Source organism: Streptomyces yokosukanensis, from assembly GCF_001514035.1.
In the GTDB taxonomy this organism is placed as follows: Bacteria; Actinomycetota; Actinomycetes; order Streptomycetales; family Streptomycetaceae; genus Streptomyces; species Streptomyces yokosukanensis.
Genome location: NZ_KQ948212.1, coordinates 448,409 through 464,321, shown reverse-complemented (window position 1 = coordinate 464,321; position 15,913 = coordinate 448,409). Strand labels below are relative to the sequence as shown.

Annotated in this window: 13 protein-coding genes, 4 pseudogenes and 1 riboswitch; of the genes and pseudogenes, 5 read left to right on the top strand and 12 right to left on the bottom strand. The window is 69.0% G+C overall.

Annotated features, from left to right (window positions below; translation table 11 throughout):
* Window positions 1-35: 35 nt before the first annotated feature.
* The 5 genes from AQI95_RS19735 to AQI95_RS19715 all read right to left on the bottom strand — a co-directional run bounded on the left by AQI95_RS19735 (window position 36) and on the right by AQI95_RS19715 (window position 6,383).
* Window positions 36-1,391, bottom strand: a complete 1,356-nt coding sequence (locus tag AQI95_RS19735; RefSeq protein WP_067125109.1) for an MFS transporter — start codon at window positions 1,389-1,391, stop codon at window positions 36-38.
* Window positions 1,392-1,619: 228 nt separating this feature from the next.
* The gene (locus AQI95_RS19730; protein ID WP_067124855.1) at window positions 1,620-2,372 is read right to left on the bottom strand and encodes an aspartyl/asparaginyl beta-hydroxylase domain-containing protein; all 753 of its coding nucleotides are present in this window, start codon (window positions 2,370-2,372) and stop codon (window positions 1,620-1,622) included.
* Between the two features lie 965 nt (window positions 2,373-3,337).
* Entirely contained in the window at window positions 3,338-3,859 is a 522-nt protein-coding gene (locus AQI95_RS19725) for a copper chaperone PCu(A)C (RefSeq protein ID WP_067124852.1), read from the bottom strand.
* A gap of 5 nt (window positions 3,860-3,864) precedes the next feature.
* The gene (locus AQI95_RS19720) at window positions 3,865-6,117 is read right to left on the bottom strand and encodes a heavy metal translocating P-type ATPase (RefSeq protein WP_067124849.1); all 2,253 of its coding nucleotides are present in this window, start codon (window positions 6,115-6,117) and stop codon (window positions 3,865-3,867) included.
* On the bottom strand, window positions 6,117-6,383 hold the full coding sequence (locus tag AQI95_RS19715) for a hypothetical protein (protein ID WP_067124847.1): 267 nt from the start codon (window positions 6,381-6,383) through the stop codon (window positions 6,117-6,119). Before AQI95_RS19715 ends, AQI95_RS19720 begins: the two co-directional genes overlap by 1 nt.
* A gap of 204 nt (window positions 6,384-6,587) precedes the next feature.
* Here AQI95_RS19715 and AQI95_RS19710 point away from each other — a divergent pair.
* Together AQI95_RS19710 and AQI95_RS19705 are read left to right on the top strand one after the other, a co-directional pair.
* Window positions 6,588-6,749, top strand: a pseudogene (locus AQI95_RS19710) (transposase); the annotation flags it as partial.
* Between the two features lie 36 nt (window positions 6,750-6,785).
* Window positions 6,786-7,280: a nuclear transport factor 2 family protein gene (locus tag AQI95_RS19705; protein WP_279617011.1), complete on the top strand. Its 495-nt coding sequence runs from the start codon at window positions 6,786-6,788 to the stop codon at window positions 7,278-7,280.
* A 313-nt stretch (window positions 7,281-7,593) separates the two neighbouring features.
* On the opposite strand, the pseudogene AQI95_RS19700 reads toward AQI95_RS19705, so the two are convergent.
* Window positions 7,594-7,788 (bottom strand): annotated as a pseudogene (locus AQI95_RS19700) (transcriptional regulator); the annotation flags it as partial.
* An 81-nt stretch (window positions 7,789-7,869) separates the two neighbouring features.
* A riboswitch (cobalamin riboswitch) is annotated at window positions 7,870-8,059 on the top strand.
* Window positions 8,060-8,087: 28 nt separating this feature from the next.
* On the opposite strand from AQI95_RS19700, the gene nicT reads away from it, so the two are divergent.
* Window positions 8,088-9,194: a Nickel transporter NicT gene (gene nicT / locus AQI95_RS19695; RefSeq protein ID WP_067124841.1), complete on the top strand. Its 1,107-nt coding sequence runs from the start codon at window positions 8,088-8,090 to the stop codon at window positions 9,192-9,194.
* Window positions 9,195-9,361: 167 nt separating this feature from the next.
* Here nicT and AQI95_RS19690 read toward each other — a convergent pair whose 3' ends face one another.
* Entirely contained in the window at window positions 9,362-10,003 is a 642-nt protein-coding gene (locus AQI95_RS19690) for a superoxide dismutase (protein WP_067124838.1), read from the bottom strand.
* 366 nt (window positions 10,004-10,369) lie between these two features.
* On the opposite strand from AQI95_RS19690, the pseudogene AQI95_RS19685 reads away from it, so the two are divergent.
* Window positions 10,370-11,083: pseudogene (locus tag AQI95_RS19685) on the top strand (phosphorothioated DNA-binding restriction endonuclease); the annotation flags it as partial.
* 130 nt (window positions 11,084-11,213) lie between these two features.
* Here the strand turns inward: AQI95_RS19685 and AQI95_RS47370 are convergent.
* The 5 genes from AQI95_RS47370 to AQI95_RS19665 all read right to left on the bottom strand — a co-directional run bounded on the left by AQI95_RS47370 (window position 11,214) and on the right by AQI95_RS19665 (window position 15,647).
* Window positions 11,214-11,375, bottom strand: a complete 162-nt coding sequence (locus AQI95_RS47370; protein ID WP_159056548.1) for a hypothetical protein — start codon at window positions 11,373-11,375, stop codon at window positions 11,214-11,216.
* A gap of 139 nt (window positions 11,376-11,514) precedes the next feature.
* A complete protein-coding gene (locus tag AQI95_RS19680) occupies window positions 11,515-12,789 on the bottom strand; it encodes a COG4705 family protein (RefSeq protein WP_067124835.1) in 1,275 nt (424 codons plus the stop codon).
* A gap of 50 nt (window positions 12,790-12,839) precedes the next feature.
* Entirely contained in the window at window positions 12,840-14,096 is a 1,257-nt protein-coding gene (locus AQI95_RS19675) for a sensor histidine kinase (protein WP_067124832.1), read from the bottom strand.
* Window positions 14,087-14,740 carry a response regulator transcription factor gene (locus AQI95_RS19670; RefSeq protein ID WP_067124829.1) on the bottom strand — a complete coding sequence of 218 codons (654 nt, stop codon included), beginning with the start codon at window positions 14,738-14,740 and terminating at the stop codon, window positions 14,087-14,089. Before AQI95_RS19670 ends, AQI95_RS19675 begins: the two co-directional genes overlap by 10 nt.
* A gap of 73 nt (window positions 14,741-14,813) precedes the next feature.
* Entirely contained in the window at window positions 14,814-15,647 is an 834-nt protein-coding gene (locus tag AQI95_RS19665; RefSeq protein ID WP_067124826.1) for a COG4705 family protein, read from the bottom strand.
* A 128-nt stretch (window positions 15,648-15,775) separates the two neighbouring features.
* On the opposite strand from AQI95_RS19665, the pseudogene AQI95_RS49070 reads away from it, so the two are divergent.
* Window positions 15,776-15,898, top strand: a pseudogene (locus AQI95_RS49070) (bile acid:sodium symporter family protein); the annotation flags it as partial.
* Window positions 15,899-15,913: the final 15 nt, after the last annotated feature.

Below are 15,913 nucleotides of genomic sequence, written 5' to 3'. Positions count from 1 at the left end.
GAGAGGCGAAGTCGAGAAGGGAGGATCTGGAGGATCTAGGGGCCTGTGGTTCTGGTGCGAGCGAGGAGCGCGAGCGCACCGCACCCGATGCCGGCCGCTATCGCGAACACGGCGGTACGGATGCCGTCGAGGAGCCCGGGGCCGGAGGCGTCCTGTCCGACACCGCCCGCGACCGCGACCAGCACGGCGAGGCCCACCGCACCGCCCACCTGGAGGGCGGTCGACGCCATGCCGGAGGCGACGCCCTGATCACCGGGCGCCACACCGGCCGCGGCGGCGATCCACATCCCCGTCCACGCCGCGCCCTGCCCGAGCCCCAGCAGCACGATCCCCGGCAGGAGTCGGGCGTACGAACCGTCCGAGGTGAGCGCCAGCCCGAGCGCCCCCGCCCCGGCGGCACCCAGCACCATGCCGCCCACCAGCATGCGGCGCACCCCGAAGGCGGATACGGCCCGTTCGCCGGCCTGCGTGCCGACGGCCACCACCACGGCGGGCACGAGGAACGCGAACCCGGTCGTGACGGCGCTGTACCCGTGGACCCGCTGGAAGTACAGCGTCAGGAAGTACGGCACCGAGCTGAAGGTCGCGCTGAACAGAGCCGTCACCCCCATCGCCGCCAGCAGCCCGCGGTGGGCGAACAGCCTGGCCGGTACGAGGGGATCACGGGACCGCGTCTCCACGACGGCGAAGAGCGTGAGCAGCCCGAGGGCCAGCACGGCGCTCATGAGGACGGCGGGCGTGCCCCATCCCTTTGCGGGAGCCTGGACCAGCAGGAACACCAGGAGCGTGACGCCGCCCGTCGCGGTCAGCGCGCCCGTCACGTCGAAGCGCCGTGAGCGGTCCCGCGGCCCGTCGGCGGGGAACAGCAGCCGCCCGGCCACCGCGAGGGCCGCCGCCACGGGCACGTTGACGAAGAACACCGACGGCCAGCCGAACGCCTCCACCAGGACCCCGCCGAGCAGAGACCCGAAACAGAGCCCGCCGGCTCCGGCGGCACCCCATACCGCGAGGGCCCGGTTCCGGGCGGGCCCTTCGTCGTGCAGCGTGTTGATCAGGGACAGCGTCGCCGGGAAGAGCAGGGAACCGCCGATGCCTTGGACCGCTCTGACGGCGACCAGGACGCCTGGTGACCCGGACAGGCCCCCCACGAGCGACGACCCCGCGTACAGCAGCGACGCGAGGACGAACATCCGGCGCCGGCCGAGCAGGTCGGCGGCCCGGCCGCCCAGCAGCAGGAAGCCTCCGGTGGCCACTACGTAGGCGCTCACGACCCATTGCAGGTCGTGGTCGGAGAATCCCAGCCCTGCGCCTATGTCGGGCAGGGCGACGTACACGATGTTGTAGTCGAGCGAGATGACGAGCTGCCCCAACGCCAGAACAAGCAGGGACATCATCCGTCTCCCCCCTCGGAATAGCAGAATCCGGAATTTCCATGGAAGGAAATTCAAACAGTCGATCGTTTTCAGTCACCGTAGCACCCCGGATCGGGCTTGGGAATGCCCAACTTCTGTGCGCGCATTACCTGTTCAGGATTATCGGGGCAGCACTCTGACCCGACAGTCGAAAACTGCCGGGTGAGGAAAATCCAGGGATTCTCCAGGCTGAATTTCTAACCCGATTCAGCCCTCCCCCATCAGTCTGCGAATCTCAGTGATCAGGGCCACCAGTGCCTGTCGTTCCGGCAGGGTGGTCTCCGGATGCCAGAGGTCGATGAGCAGGCAGGTTCGCGGGCGGTCGCCCGCGTTGCGCGCCTCGTGCTCGAAGGAGTAGTCGAAGAGCAGGCACTTTCCTTCTTCCCAGGTGCGCGTCTCCCCGGCGACCGTGATGCTGCACCCGTCGGGGATGTCCACAGCGAGATGCAGGTTGATACTGAAGTTCCACAGGTCGCAGTGGGGTTCGATCACGGCTCCCGGCAACAGGGTGGAGAAGTGACACTCCAGCAGCGGGCATATCCTCTCCGTGTCGACGGCGACGCCTTTCACCACCTGATAAGCGGTGGGAGCCGTGGCGGCCGAATCTTCGACGAGACCTCCGTCACGGAAGAGGTGGAGGGCCTGCCAGTTGTCTTGACGGGTCAGATAGTGCTCGTAGTCCGAGAATTCTTCCCGGCGCTGAGCCCACGCCGAATTCAGCTCTTCCTTGATCGCTTGATGATGCACCTCCAATGCATGGACGACGGGCGCCAGTTCGGCATAGGCGTAAGGATCGTGCCAGGGAGTGGAAGAGAGTCCCGGCATGATCCACTTCGCCGCTTTTTGCAACGGATGCCGTTCGCTCCCGCCCGGCTCCAGCATCTGCTCGACCCGAGCGATCGATTCCGCACCGAACTCGCTCCTGATCGCGGCGAATGCACTCTCTATCTCTGGTGTCACACGGCTCTCCGGAGTTGAACGACCGGTGGTGTTCCGCCGGTCGGGGTCACGAGGTCGGCCGGGGTCACGAGGAGGCGGCCGACGTCCGAAGCACCGTCCCCCCGGCGCTCGGACTCCATGACCGACTCCTTGTCGGCGGCAGCGCTGCCGACCTCTCTGGTCCTCGACCCGGGCTCCCTGTTCGGCGAGGTAGCTCATGGCCAGGTGGTGCGTGGTGCAGGTACGGCCCTTGGTCAGCCCGGCGGGCGGACCATACGGTCACTCCCGTGCAGACACCGAGGACCGTCACCCACCCCCGCCTCACGAGCCGCGCGCGCGGCAGACGGCAGCCGCCCCTTGCCGGTCTCCGCCCGGACACCGGGGCGAGTTCTTCCACACCGTCAAAGGTGACGATGTGGACGCGCAGCACTTCACCTCCGCGACCGCGAGCCGGCGCCGGGACGGCGGAGTGGGCGGCACCGGCCACCGCCGCGGAGGACTGCAACAGACGTCTGCGTCTCACGTGTGCCGAACCACCTTCGCCCGAAGTTCCGCGCCCCTGCCCGCCTCGCACGGTGGTCGGCAGGTGTGGGGCTGCGCTGTCGAACTAGTAGTCGGGCGCCGGTGGGGTTGAGTTCCCGGGGTTCCGGGCGAATTTCCTTGGATCCGAGAGCAGTTGGGGGCACGTCACCGTCGGCTCGACGGACCACGGTGGTGTCGGATGGGGGCACGGCCCATCCTGCCGCTTCCCGGCCCCGGATCAGCCTCTCGAATTGGTAGTCGCGCCGACGGTCCAGGGAGTTCCCGCGCTCGCGAACTCTTGTGTTCACCCGCCCCGCGGCACAGCCGACCAGGGCCCCGGCATGCGACTACCCTCCCGAAGTTCCGCAACCACGTTCGATCCGTGGCGCTCCGGAAGGGCCCCTTCCATGCCACCACCCGGCGGAACCGATCGGAACCGATCGGAACCGATCCGAGAGTGGAGGTCAGTTGCCGTCCTGCCCCGGACGCACCACCACCGCGAGAGTCCGGACCGCCCCACTGTTCTCGAAGTGCAGGGTGAACGGGACCAGATCGCCGGCCTGCCAGTGCGCCGTCGCCGGGACCGTCACGTCAAGGCTGCTCGGGGACATCGCGAGGCTGCCACCGGCCGGGACGTCGACCGACGCCACCGTCTGCCCATACGCACTGCGGCCGTCGGTCATGCGATGGCGGCTGATCGTGGTCGCACCGCCGGCCTCGGCGGACGTCACCTTCACCAGCCGGTCCGCCGAGCCCCCGCTGTTGCTGATCCGGAAGAAGGCCGCCGTCTCCGGCACGCCGCCGTAGGGCAGGAAGACCCGTCCCCCGGTGACCGCGATCCGGGCCGGGCTGCCCGCGTTGCCGTAGGCGGTCCACATGCTCAGCCCACCGAGGGCGAGACCGCACGCGGCGACGGGCGCGAGCGCGGCGAGCAAGGCATCGGTCAACCGGCGCCGGGACGGCCGCCAGGGGTTCTGCTCTGCCATCGCGCTCATCGGGTACGCCTCCGGGCGGGCGAGGGCTGCCAGGCGCGCAGCCGCAGGCTGTTGCCGACCACCAGCAGCGAGCTGACCGACATGGCCGCCGCGGCGAGCATCGGGTTGAGCAGGCCGACCATGGCCAGCGGCACGGTCACGACGTTGTAGCCGAACGCCCAGGCAAGGTTGGTGCGGATCGTGGCGAGCGTGCGGCGAGACAGCCGGACCGCGTCCGCGAGGGCCTCGATGTTCCCGCGCACCAGCGTCACATCGGCGGCTCCGATCGCGACGTCGGTGCCGCTGCCCATGGCGATCCCGAGGTCGGCTCCGGCGAGCGCGGCGGCGTCGTTCACGCCGTCGCCGATGACCGCGACCCGGTAGCCCTGCTCGCGCAGGTCCCGTACGAGATCGGCCTTGCCCTCGGGGGTGCAGCGGGCGTGCACCTCGTCGATCCCCAGGTCCTGCGCGACGGCCCTGGCGGGCGCCTCCCTGTCACCGGTGGCGAGCACCGGGCGCACCCCGAGGCGCCGCAGCCGGTCGACGGCCCGGTAGCTGCCGGGTCGTACGACGTCACCGAGCTCGATCAGGGCCTCGGCAGTTCCGTCCACCCGGACCAGTACCGGGGTGTGGGCGGCGGCTTCAGCGAGGGACAGGGCGTCCGCGAGGGCTGCGGGCAACTCGCCGTCGGCGGCGAGGACTTCGACCAGTCTTCCCTCGACCCGGCCACGCACGCCCCGCCCCGGCAGAGCGCTGAACCGAGTCACGTCCGGAAGCCCCTGCCCGGCACGACGCGCATACGCGCCGATCGCCCTCCCGAGCGGATGCTCCGAACCCTGCTCGACCGCCCCCGCCAACCGCACCACCGCATCGCTGCCGAGCCCGCCCGGCACGGCGGTGACCCGGGCGACACTCATGTGGCCGGAGGTGAGCGTGCCGGTCTTGTCGAGGACGACGGCGTCGAGGTGCTGGAGCCCCTCCAGCGCCTGCGGGCCGGTGACGAGGACACCCAGTTGGGCGCCCCGCCCGGTCGCGGCCATCAGCGCGGTCGGGGTCGCGAGGCCCAGTGCGCAGGGGCAGGCGACGACGAGGACGGCCACGCACGCGGTGACGGCCGCCTGCGGTTCGGCCCCGGCCCCGAGCCAGAACCCGAGCGTCGTGACGGCCAGCGCCAGGACGACGGGCACGAAGACACCGGCGACCGAGTCCGCCAGCCGCTGCGCCCGCGCCTTGCCGGCCTGCGCCTCGGTCACCAGCTTCGTGATCCGCGCGAGCTGTGTGTCGGCACCGATGGCCGTGGCCCGTACGAGCAGCAGCCCACCGGAGTTGACGGCCCCGCCGACGACGGCGGAGCCCGGCTCGACCTCGACCGGTTCGCTCTCCCCGGTGACCAGGGACAGATCCACGGCGGAACTGCCGTCGACCACCTCACCGTCGGTGGCGACCCGCTCCCCCGGCCGTACGGCGAAGACCTGCCCGACCACCAACTCCTCTATGGGAACGAGCCGTTCGCGGCCGCTCTCCCGTACGGACACCTCCTTGGCCGCGAGTTGGGCGAGCGACCGCAGCGCCGCCCCGGTCCCGCGCCGGGCCCGAGCCTCCAAAAACCGCCCAGCGAGCACGAACAGCGGTACGCCGACGGCCGCTTCGAGATAGATGTGCGCCACGCCGTCCGAGGCGGTGGGGACAAGCGTGAACGGCATCCGCATACCGGGATCGCCGGCTCCCCCGAGGAAGAGCGCGTACGCCGACCAGGAGAAGGACGCCACGACGCCGAGGGACACGAGCGTGTCCATGGTGGCCGCCGCATGCCGCAGCCCGCGCACCGCCCGAACATGGAAGGGCCAGGCGCCCCGCACGGCGACCGGGGCGGCGAGCGCGAAGCACAGCCACTGCCAGTTGCGGAACTGGAGGCCAGGCACCATGGACAGCACGAGGACAGGCACCGCGAGCAGCGCCGTGACCAGCAGCCGGTCACGCTCTTGCCGAGCCACCTCGACATCCCCGTCCGCTCCCTCGCGCGGCTCCTTCTTGGGCGGCCGGGGAAGCGCGGCCGTGTAGCCGGCCTTCTGGACCGTCGCGACGAGTTCGTCGGCACCGACCTCGGCCGGATGAGTCACACGAGCCCGGCCGGTGGCGAGATTCACCGTCGCCGTGACGCCGTCGAGCTTGCCGAGCTTCTTCTCGACCCGGGTCACGCAGGCGGCGCAGGTCATACCGCCGACGGTCAGATCGGTCGTCACCAAGGCGGTCACCTGTTCCGCAGACATCAGCCGTGCCCTCCTTGCATGCCGCCCATCTCATCCGTACCTGCGCTCCCTCCGCCGCCTTCCCCGTCGCGGCCGTCGTGGCCGTCGCGGCTCGTGCCGCTGCCATGCATGCCGGGTGCGACGGGACCGGCGGCGGAACCAACGGCGTAGGACACGGTGAAGATCAGGGCCAGCAGGAGAAGAAAGCCGCAGAGCGCGGGCGGAGGCGTCGCTTTCCGCAAGGCCGCGCCACCGCCGGTCGAGGGGGATTGCCGGGACTCGTCCATCAAGCGCGTCTCCAGGTCACGTCGTACAGCGTCACTCGGATCGCGCCGTACCAGTTCAGTAGTCGGGCCGATAGCGCGGCGAGTTCCGGAGCAGCCGTGTGGCGCGCGTCACGCGAGAGGGGGTTCGGCAGGGCGAGCCGGCTCGCCGGGACCGCTGTCTGGCTCGTGGAGGCTTCGCCGTGGATTGTGTCGGATGACCTGTGGGGCGCCTATCGCTGGGTAGTAGAGCGCACATTCGCCCGGCTGCGCGGCTTCCGGCGTCTGCGCATCCGCGGGAAACGCCGAGCCGACATCCACGAAGCCTTCCTGCGCCTCGCCTGCTGCCTCATCGCCCACGGACAGATCAACTCACCCTGCGGAACGTGAAGGTCTGGCCAGAAATTCGACCATTGGCGGCGTACCGTGGCTGGGCTGTCTCCCGCTCGGCGATCGGAGTCCACCTTGCCCCCGTCACCCCGCGACGTACTTGCCGCATACCACCGGGCGATGCTCGCCTGGTCCGCCGACGAACTGGCCAGTCTCTACGCACCCGACGCCGTCCACGAGTTCCCCTTCCTGGCACCGGGCAGACCCAATCGCTACGACGGTCGGGAAGAGATCCGGATCGGCTACCAGGCAGCTTGGAGTGGAACCTCGGTACGGCTCCAGGAGATACATGACGTCGTTGTCTTCGACAGCACCGACCCCGAGGTCGTGATCGGGCAATGGGGGGCCACCGCGATGTCGGAACCTGGGGCTGCCCCGGTTGTCGTCACCGGCCTCCTGATCCTGCGGGTGCGTGACGGCATGATTGCGCATGCTCTCGACTACATGGACTCGCTCGGAACGTTCCAGGCACTGGGCCGCCTGCCCGCGGTGCTTGACAGCCTCGGCGTATCGGGCATCGATCAGTCCTGACTGATCGGTCTATTGGCCGCGTACCCCTATGCGGACAGTGCAGGGCGGCGAATGCCGTATCCGGAAAGTCTCCACGCCATCCCGGCATCCGCCCTTGCGATGCCGAACCCAGGACGGAGGTCGGAGAAGAGGTCGGAGAAGAAGTCGTCTTCAATGGACGTCCCCTGATGGACAGCGGCTTCTCCGCCCACGTTCAGCGCCAGGCGACACCACCCAGCCCTGAAGTGGAAGTCCGGCCCCCTTTCTGTGGCCTTCCCGGACGGTGGGCCGTCGGTGTTCGCGTCCTGGGACGCGCAATGCTTCAGCAGCGTGGAAGGTCGGAGACGGCGATGGGGCCGGCCTCGTGGAGGGCGAGCAACAGGGACAGGCGTCCGGGATCGGAGAGCAGGGAGAAGCGGTCGGCCCAGGCGCGTACGCGCTCGGGCTCGCCGACAGCGGCGATGGCGTCGCGGACCCGGTGGCCGTCGACGGTGCGCTGCCCGGCGCGTTCCGCGGGGACGAGATGCACGCCCTCATCATCGCCGTCACCTGCGCTCGTGCCTCAACGCCTGGTCATTTGTGCAGCCTTGCAGCTGATAGTGCCCGCCTTCTAGGGTGGGCGGGCCGTGGTGTTCGGGAAGACCGGTGACAGCCCCTCAGGGGTTCAGTCCGGAGCGGCCCTCGCCACTGTGATCGGGAAGTTCCCGCCCCATGCGTTGCCACTGGCCTCACGGCCGGGAAGGCAGGGGCAGGCGCATCGACCCGTCAGCCAGGAGACCGGCCACGGCATCACGAAGCTGATCCACGAGGTGTTGGAGCGTGACCCGTATGACCGTGTCTTCAGGCGTGCCCGAAGCCGCCGCCACGTCCTTCCGCTGGCGACGCGAGGACACTGTCCGAACCGCCGGCCTCCTGACCGTGATCATCGCTCTGCACGTGATCGCCTTCGGGATCCTGTTCCTGCTCGTGATCCCGCATCACTACGAGGTCGGCACCAAGGCGTTCGGGGTCGGCCTCGGCATCACGGCCTACACCCTCGGCATGCGGCACGCCTTCGACGCCGACCACATCGCCGCAATCGACAACACCACCCGCAAGCTGATGGCAGACGGCCAGCGGCCGGTCTCGGTCGGCTTCTGGTTCGCCCTCGGGCACTCCAGCGTGGTGGTCGCCATGGCCGCACTGGTCGCCGGGGGCGCCAAGCTCGCCGGCACCCTGATGAGCGACAACTCCAGGACCCACCAGGTCCTCGGCACCGTCGGCACCACCGTCTCCGGCAGCTTCCTGTACCTCATCGCCGCCCTCAACCTCGTCGCACTGTTCGGCATCCTGCGCGTCTTCAAAGCCATGCGCGCCGGCCGCTACGACGAGGCGGAGCTGGAGGCCCACCTGGACTCGCGCGGCTTCATGAACCGCATCCTCGGCCGGCTCACCAAGTCGATCCGCCGCCCCGGCCAGATGTTCCCCCTCGGCTTCCTCTTCGGCATCGGCTTCGACACCACCACCGAGGTCCTGCTGCTCGCCCTGGCCGGCAACGGCGCCGCCGCCGGCCTTCCCTGGTACGCCGTCCTGTGCCTGCCCCTCCTCTTCGCGGCCGGCATGAGCCTGTTCGACACCCTCGACGGCACGTTCATGAACTTCGCCTACCAGTGGGCGTTCTCGAACCCCGTCCGCAAGGTCTTCTACAACCTCACCATCACCGGCCTGTCCATCGCAGTGGCCTTCTTCGTCGGCACGATCGAGCTCGTCGGTGTCCTGCACGACAAGCTCGGCCTGAGCGACAGCGTCACCGGCTGGATCGCGGGCCTGAACCTGGACAACGTGGGCTACGTCATCGTCGGCCTGTTCGTGGTCGTCTGGGCCGTGGCCATCGGCTACTGGCGCCTCGCCAAGGTCGAAGATCGCTGGAGCGCCCGCACCGCCGATACCGGATGAGGCCACAGCGGCTGACGTCGAGCGGGCCCTCCCGAGCCGGCTCCGACAGCCGGAAGGCTCCCGCGAGGAACTTCCTCCCGGGAGCCTTCCGTTGTGCCCCTGCCTGTGAAGGGTGAGAAGACGATCACGAGGCAGGACGCTCGGGTGTTTCGCGGCGCTCTACGGCGTCACGGCGCGAGCAGCAGGCTGTTGCCGCGCTCCTTGGCGGCGGAGTAGCGCTTGGCCACGTCCTGCCAGTTGACGACAGCCCACATCGCGTCGATGAAGTCGACCTTCTGGTTCTTGTACTGGAGGTAGAAGGCGTGCTCCCAGGCGTCGAAGACCAGGATCGGCGTCGAGCCCTGGCCGACGTTGCCCTGGTGGTCGTAGACCTGCTCGACGACCAGCCGGCCGCTCAGCGGCTCGTAGGCGAGCACGCCCCAGCCCGAACCCTGCGTGGTGGCGGCGGCCTTGGTCAGTTGGGCCTTGAAGCCCGCGTAGGAGCCGAAGGACTCGGCGATCGCGTCCGCCAGCTCGCCCACGCCGTCCTTCTCCAGCGGCTCGCCGCCGCCGTCGCCGGTCATGTTGTGCCAGTAGATGCTGTGCAGGATGTGCCCGGAGAGGTGGAAGGCCAGGTTCTTCTCCAGGCCGTTGACGGAGCCCCACGACTCCTTGTCCCGGGCCTCCGCGAGCTGCTCCAGCGTGTCGTTGGCGCCCTTGACGTACGCCGCGTGGTGCTTGTCGTGATGCAGCTCGATGATCTCGGGGCTGATGACCGGGGCAAGCGCCGAGTAGTCGTACGGAAGCTCCGGGAGCGTGTACACCGGCATGTCCAACGTCCTCCGACATAGTTGCGAATAATATGCAACAGCATGCTAACCGCAGATGGCCTCCTTGCCGATCAGGCGTTGGACCTAGGTCTGCGGGACGTGCCGCTCATGGAGACAGCCGAGTGAGCACGACAGCGGGGTCCGCACGCGACGGCATGACCGGGCTGGCGTACGCGGTGCACTCTCCCGGAGCAACGCGCTGTCACATCACCGGCGAACCGCACCACCACACCATGTGCCAGCAGTACGGACGGGTGACGACGCCGGCGAGCCGCCACCGGCTGGAGGCCACACGAAGAGAGCGCGGCGGCAAGCCGAGCGGTCGGCCGTCCGACGAGGGCGACGACCTCGGGTTCCCCCCGGCGGAACAAGACGACGCCCGCCTACCCCTTCCACCACCTGGTCAGCGACGGTGTTCGGGAAGTGCGCACCGATCGCGGGCCCGGCAGCCCCGGCAGCGGAGTGCGGGCACTACGGGAAACGGGTGCCACCGGGCAGCTCGCGCCGGAGTTGAGATCAGCGCTGCGACACGAGCCGCAACTGCTCGGCAGGATCGCGCGGATGCTGCTGGACCTCCACTTCCCGCCCTCCCTCCACAGCGAGTTGTGCGAGACCGTCGGCCTCGAACTGGAGCCGTCGCCGGAGGCCGAACAGCTCTCCGGCGCACGAAGGCAGCGGGACAGGCGGATGCGGGAACTGGTGCTGACCGCCTATGAGTACCGGTGCGCCTTCTGCGGTTACGACGGCAGGATCGGCGCCGTTCCGGTCGGGCTGGAGGCGGCCCACGTGCGCTGGTGGGCGTTCGGCGGCCCCGACGACGTCGAGAACGGGCTGTGCCTGTGCTCGCTGCACCACAAGCTCTTCGACAGGGGCGTCCTGGGTGTCGGAGACGGTCGCCGCATCCTGGTTTCGCAGGGCTTCGTCGGGCACAGCCCGGCCGCCCACCAGCACGTCATAGCCCTCGCGGGCCGTCCACTCGTCGGCCCGCAGCCGGGTACGCGTCCGGTCGCGGCCGCTCACCGCGACTGGCACGCCCACCAGGTCTTCCACGGCGAGCCCCGCCCTGCCACGGCTGCCTGACCGTTGGCATTCAGCCGGGACCGAACCAGCCCAGGACCGTCAGATCACCACGGTCGAGGCACCGATCTCGATCAAGGAGTCCAAGAGCCCCACCTGCCCTGCCGACGATGCCGAGGCTGCGGCCCGATGATCAGGCTGCCGCACCGGGGAACACCAAGATCACCGACAGTGTCGTGCTGAGCAGGTGCGGCAGCGGGGCCGCGTCGGCGTCGAAGGAGGTTTCCACGCTCCGGCCCAGATCGGCAGCCGTGGTGGTGATGGTGCGGCCGTATTCCTCGTTGTACGCCGACACCGTGGGCCCGTCGGTGACGCGAAGCCGGGCAGCACCTGGCCCAAGGCGGGCGCCTCGGCGACCATTGCGTCACAGATCCCGTGCACCGCGAGAGCGTGATCGGCGGCGGCCTCAGGGGAGCCGCCGCCGATCAGGTCCGTCAGCGCATATCCGTGAGGAGGGTTTTGAGTTCAGCCTCCTGGTGGGCAGGCGACATCGGCGGGTTCGGGTGGTCGATGCCGAAGGTCTTCAGGACCTGGTCCATCTGGGCGTCGAGGAACGTCCAGCCGGTGTTGTCCAGCGGCTGCAACGAAGCCTGGTCGGCATCCCACAGGTCTCGCAGGGACTGGGCAGCTGCGTGGGCCCCGGTCGCGTTCCCCGACTGTGCGTCCCTGAGTGAGGTCGATGCGAGTGTCCTCAGCGCGTCGACCTTCTTGGACGGGAATTTCTTCACGGCCTGGCCAGGGGCGAGTTGAACGGTGGAGGTGGCGTCGGTCTCCGGTGCCGGTCCGACGTGCGGCTGGCTGTGCGCCCAGACCAGCAGGACCCCGGTGGCGACGGCGAGGAGGCTGAAGCCCGCGAGCCCGATGCGCTCCCTGCGCGGGTTGGCGGTGATCTGCGGGGTGTGCGAAGCCTCGTAGGTCTCGGTCACGTCGGAGCGCGTCACCGTCAGGTAGATGACAGTCGCCAGGATCAGGCCGAGGAAGATCAGGCTGGTGGTGAAGGTGCCCAGTGCGAGGCCGGTCGGCTCGCCGGGCTGAGCGACCTTCGGGGAGGCGAGCCAGTCGCCGATGTTCGCCCCGAGCGGGCGGGTCAGGATGTAGGCGAGCCAGAAGGACAGCACCGGGTTCGCGCCGAACTTCCACAGCAGCGTGATCGCCGCGATGAGGCCGAGCGGCAGCAGGACCGAGACTCCCGGGCTCCAGCCGGTGAGCTCGAGGGTCCAGTCGCCGGTCGCGGTGCCGAGCGCGAAGGTGACGAGGACGGCGAGCCAGTAGAACGACTCACGCGGCAGCGTCGTGACCGAGTGGATCGAGAGGGTGCGCTCGCGGACCCACCACACCCCGAAGACCACGGCGAGCAGGACCGAGAACACGGCGGAGCTGATCCACAGCGGCACGTTGAGCTGGTCGGTCAGGATGTCGGTGTACAGCGTGCCCGTGACACTGACAACGACCACGGTGAGCCAGTACGGGAACGGGACGTACCGCTTCAGCCGCAGCTGGACGCCCAGAACCACCACGAACACCGCGGTGAAGATCCACGCCGTGTTCACCAGGCCGACGCCCAGCTTCATGTTGATCCAGTCGGCGAAACTCTCACCGACGGTCGTGCACAGGATCTTGATCACCCAGAACCAGACGGTGACCTCGGGAACCTTGTTCAGCATCAGCCGCCCGCTGCGGCGCGTGCGGACTTCGCTTGTCGTTGTCATGCGACGAGGCTGGCTCGGCCATCCTGCACACAACCTGACTACGCCATCGGCTATGGCGTGGGGAAGGTCACCTCGACGCGACCGTGACCGTCCGCAACCGCACGTACTGCCACTCCCGCGGACGCGGCGAGACGCCTTACCACGGCCAGCCCCAACCCGTGCCCGTCGCCGCTGGTCACGCCCGCTTCGAAGACTCGATCAACCTCCGCCGGATCGAACCCCGGGCCATCGTCGAGGACATCGATCACGACCCCCCCGGGCTGGATGCGCGCCGTGACCCAGACCCGCGAACTCGCATGCCGCAGGCCGTTCTCCAGCAGGGGTGACAGCACAGCCACGACGAGTTCGGTTGCCACGGCGACGTCGACGTTGGTCGGGATGGCGAGTTCGATCGAGCGACCAGCGATCGCCTGTCGCGCCGCCGCCCTGAGATCGCAGCGGGTACCGCCATCGATCCGTGTCCGGGCGGCACTCAGAATCGTCGTGATCGCCGTGTTCAGGCGATCGACCTCGGTCAGAACAGACTCTGGTGACAGATGGTCACCGGAGAGCTGCGCCAACTGTGCCTCGCCCCGCAGGACCGTCAAGGGCGTCCGCAACTCGTGGGCGATCTCGTCGGTGAGCCGGCGCTCGTCCGCGAGCGCGTTGTCGATGCGGTCGAGCAGGCGATCGAGAGTGCGCCCGAGCTCCCCGAATTCATCGCGAGGAACGCCGAGGCCGAATCGGCGCCCGGGTTGGTGATCGCCCCAGTCGTCGGCAAGAGCGGCCATTTCGTGAACCACCCGCAACGCACGACCCACCACGAGGTAGGCGACGACGCCTGCGAGCAGGATCGAGATGCCACCCAACATGAGCGACATCGCCAGGCTGCGCTGCTCCGACGTCTCGTACGGCGTCAGGTCCACCCTCACGACCGCCACGACGCGGTGGCCTTCGAGCCGGATCGGCCGGGAATACAGAAGGTCACTGCCGACCGTGGTGGTGTGGGACTGCCCCGAGCCGGCAAGCGCCTCGGCGCGGTCAAGGACGCTGCCCGGCACGATCCCGTCAATAAGGCGCCCATCGGCATACACCCACGAGACCGTGTCCAGCGCTTCGCTGCCGCCCTCGATCAGCACGACGTGGCCACCGCGCACGGTTACGTTCGCCGCCACCGCCTCTGCACGCGTACGCGCCAGAGCGTTCGCGTCGGCGTCGGTCACCCGGCTCAGCAACACGTGTGAGACCACCACCAGCACTGCGACCACCGCTGTCGCGATCAGAACCGCAAGCGCGACGACCCTCCCGCGAAAGCCCGTCACTCCCATCGATAGCCCACCCCACGGACCGTCGCCAGGCGATCGGCCACGCCCAGCGCACCGAGTTTGGTCCGTAGCCGGCGAACGAAGGAGTCGAGGGTGTTGTCGCTGACCTGCGCGCCATGCGGCCAACCGGCAGCAACGAGGGCATGGCGGCGTACAGCGTCGCCCTGCGAAGCGATAAGCCTGCCCAGCAACCGAAACTCGGTCGGCGTCAGGCTCTCGCTTGTCGAACCGTAGATCACGACATGTTTCGCCGGATCGAGCACGACGCCCCTTGGTGGGGTCGTCGCGGTTGTTCTGCGCAGCAGGGCGCGGACCCTCACCAGCAACTCCGGGACGTCGAACGGTTTCGTCATGTAGTCGTCGGCTCCCGCCTCGAAGCCGCCCACCTTGTGATGCATGCCATCCAGAGCGGTGAGCATCAGCACTGGCGCATCAACGCCACGTGCCCGCAGCGCCAAGCAGACATCGCGGCCGTCAGCGTCCGGGAGCCCTAGATCCAGGACGACCAGGTGAGGAACCGGCTCAAGGTGCCGCAGCAGGCTGTCCGCCGTAGAAGCGACCGCGATGGTGTGGCCGTCGTGCTCGAGTGCGCGCTTGAGGACGTCGCGGACCGCCGCGTCATCTTCGCACACCATAATAAAAGCCACACGCTGACCCTAGGCACTCCAGCGAGAGTTCTCCATTCTCCCTGGTCAGGGAGCCATCGGACTGGCCTGTGGCTCAGGCCGCGTGAGCCGACGCGTGCTCCGGTTCAGCGGCATCCCTGCGGGTGACGGACGGGTAGATGACCAGTCCGACGATGACCACCAGGAACAGAGCGCTGGTCACGACGGTGCCCAGGCCGGGGCCGCCGCCGGTGGGCTGGGAGAGGTAGTCGCCGATCGAGGCGCCCAGCGGGCGGGTCAAGATGTAGGCGATCCAGAAACTCAAGACCACGTCCAGGTCCAGCGCGAAGTGCGCGATGGCCACCGCGGCGATGGCCGCCGCGCACAGGACGGCGGACAGCCAGTAGCCGAGGTCGATGCGCTCGGACACCAGGTCACCGGCCGCGGTGCCGAGGGCGAAGGCGAACAGGACCGCCAGCCAGTAGAACGACTCGCGGCTGGTGGTGTCGATGTGGTGGATGGACAGGGTCCGCTCGCGCCGGTGCCAGACGGCGAACACGACCGCGAGGACGAGCGCGAAGATCGCGGTGCTCGTCTCCAGCGGCACGCCCATGTTGTCGGTGAGGTTGTCGCTGATCAGCGTGCCGACGACGCTGATCAGCGCCACCGCTGACCAGTACACGCCCGGCCGGTAGGCGCTGGAGCGGAACTGGACCACCAGGACGACGGCCAGCAGGGCAGTCATCAGGGCCGACACTCCGGTCACCCCGAGACCCGCCTTCTCGTTCAGCAGGTCCGCCGCGGTCTCGCCGACCGTCGTGCACAGCACCTTGATGATCCAGAAGTAGAGGGTGGCCTCGGGCACCTTGTTCCGACGCAGCCGCCCGCGAGAACCGGGGGACTGACCGGCCTCCGGAACCGCCTGACTCTCAGACGCTTCATAGGTCACACTGCCCGACCATGTCACCGGGCACCTGAACGCATCCTGACTGCCGGCGCGCTTCGGCCGGGCACTGAGAGTCGTCACATCCGTGGACCTGGCCGGGGCGCGGCCCGGATGCTACGGCTCGAGCCGCCCTCCCCGGCAAACCGCACCTGCTGCTCCCCGTCCTCGCCTACGGCCTGCTCCAGAAAACGGCCGCGAACCGCGTCGTACGGGCCCGGACACGACGCCCGGCGTGCACGTCGTCCCCAGTCTGACCGGAATCGCGGGCT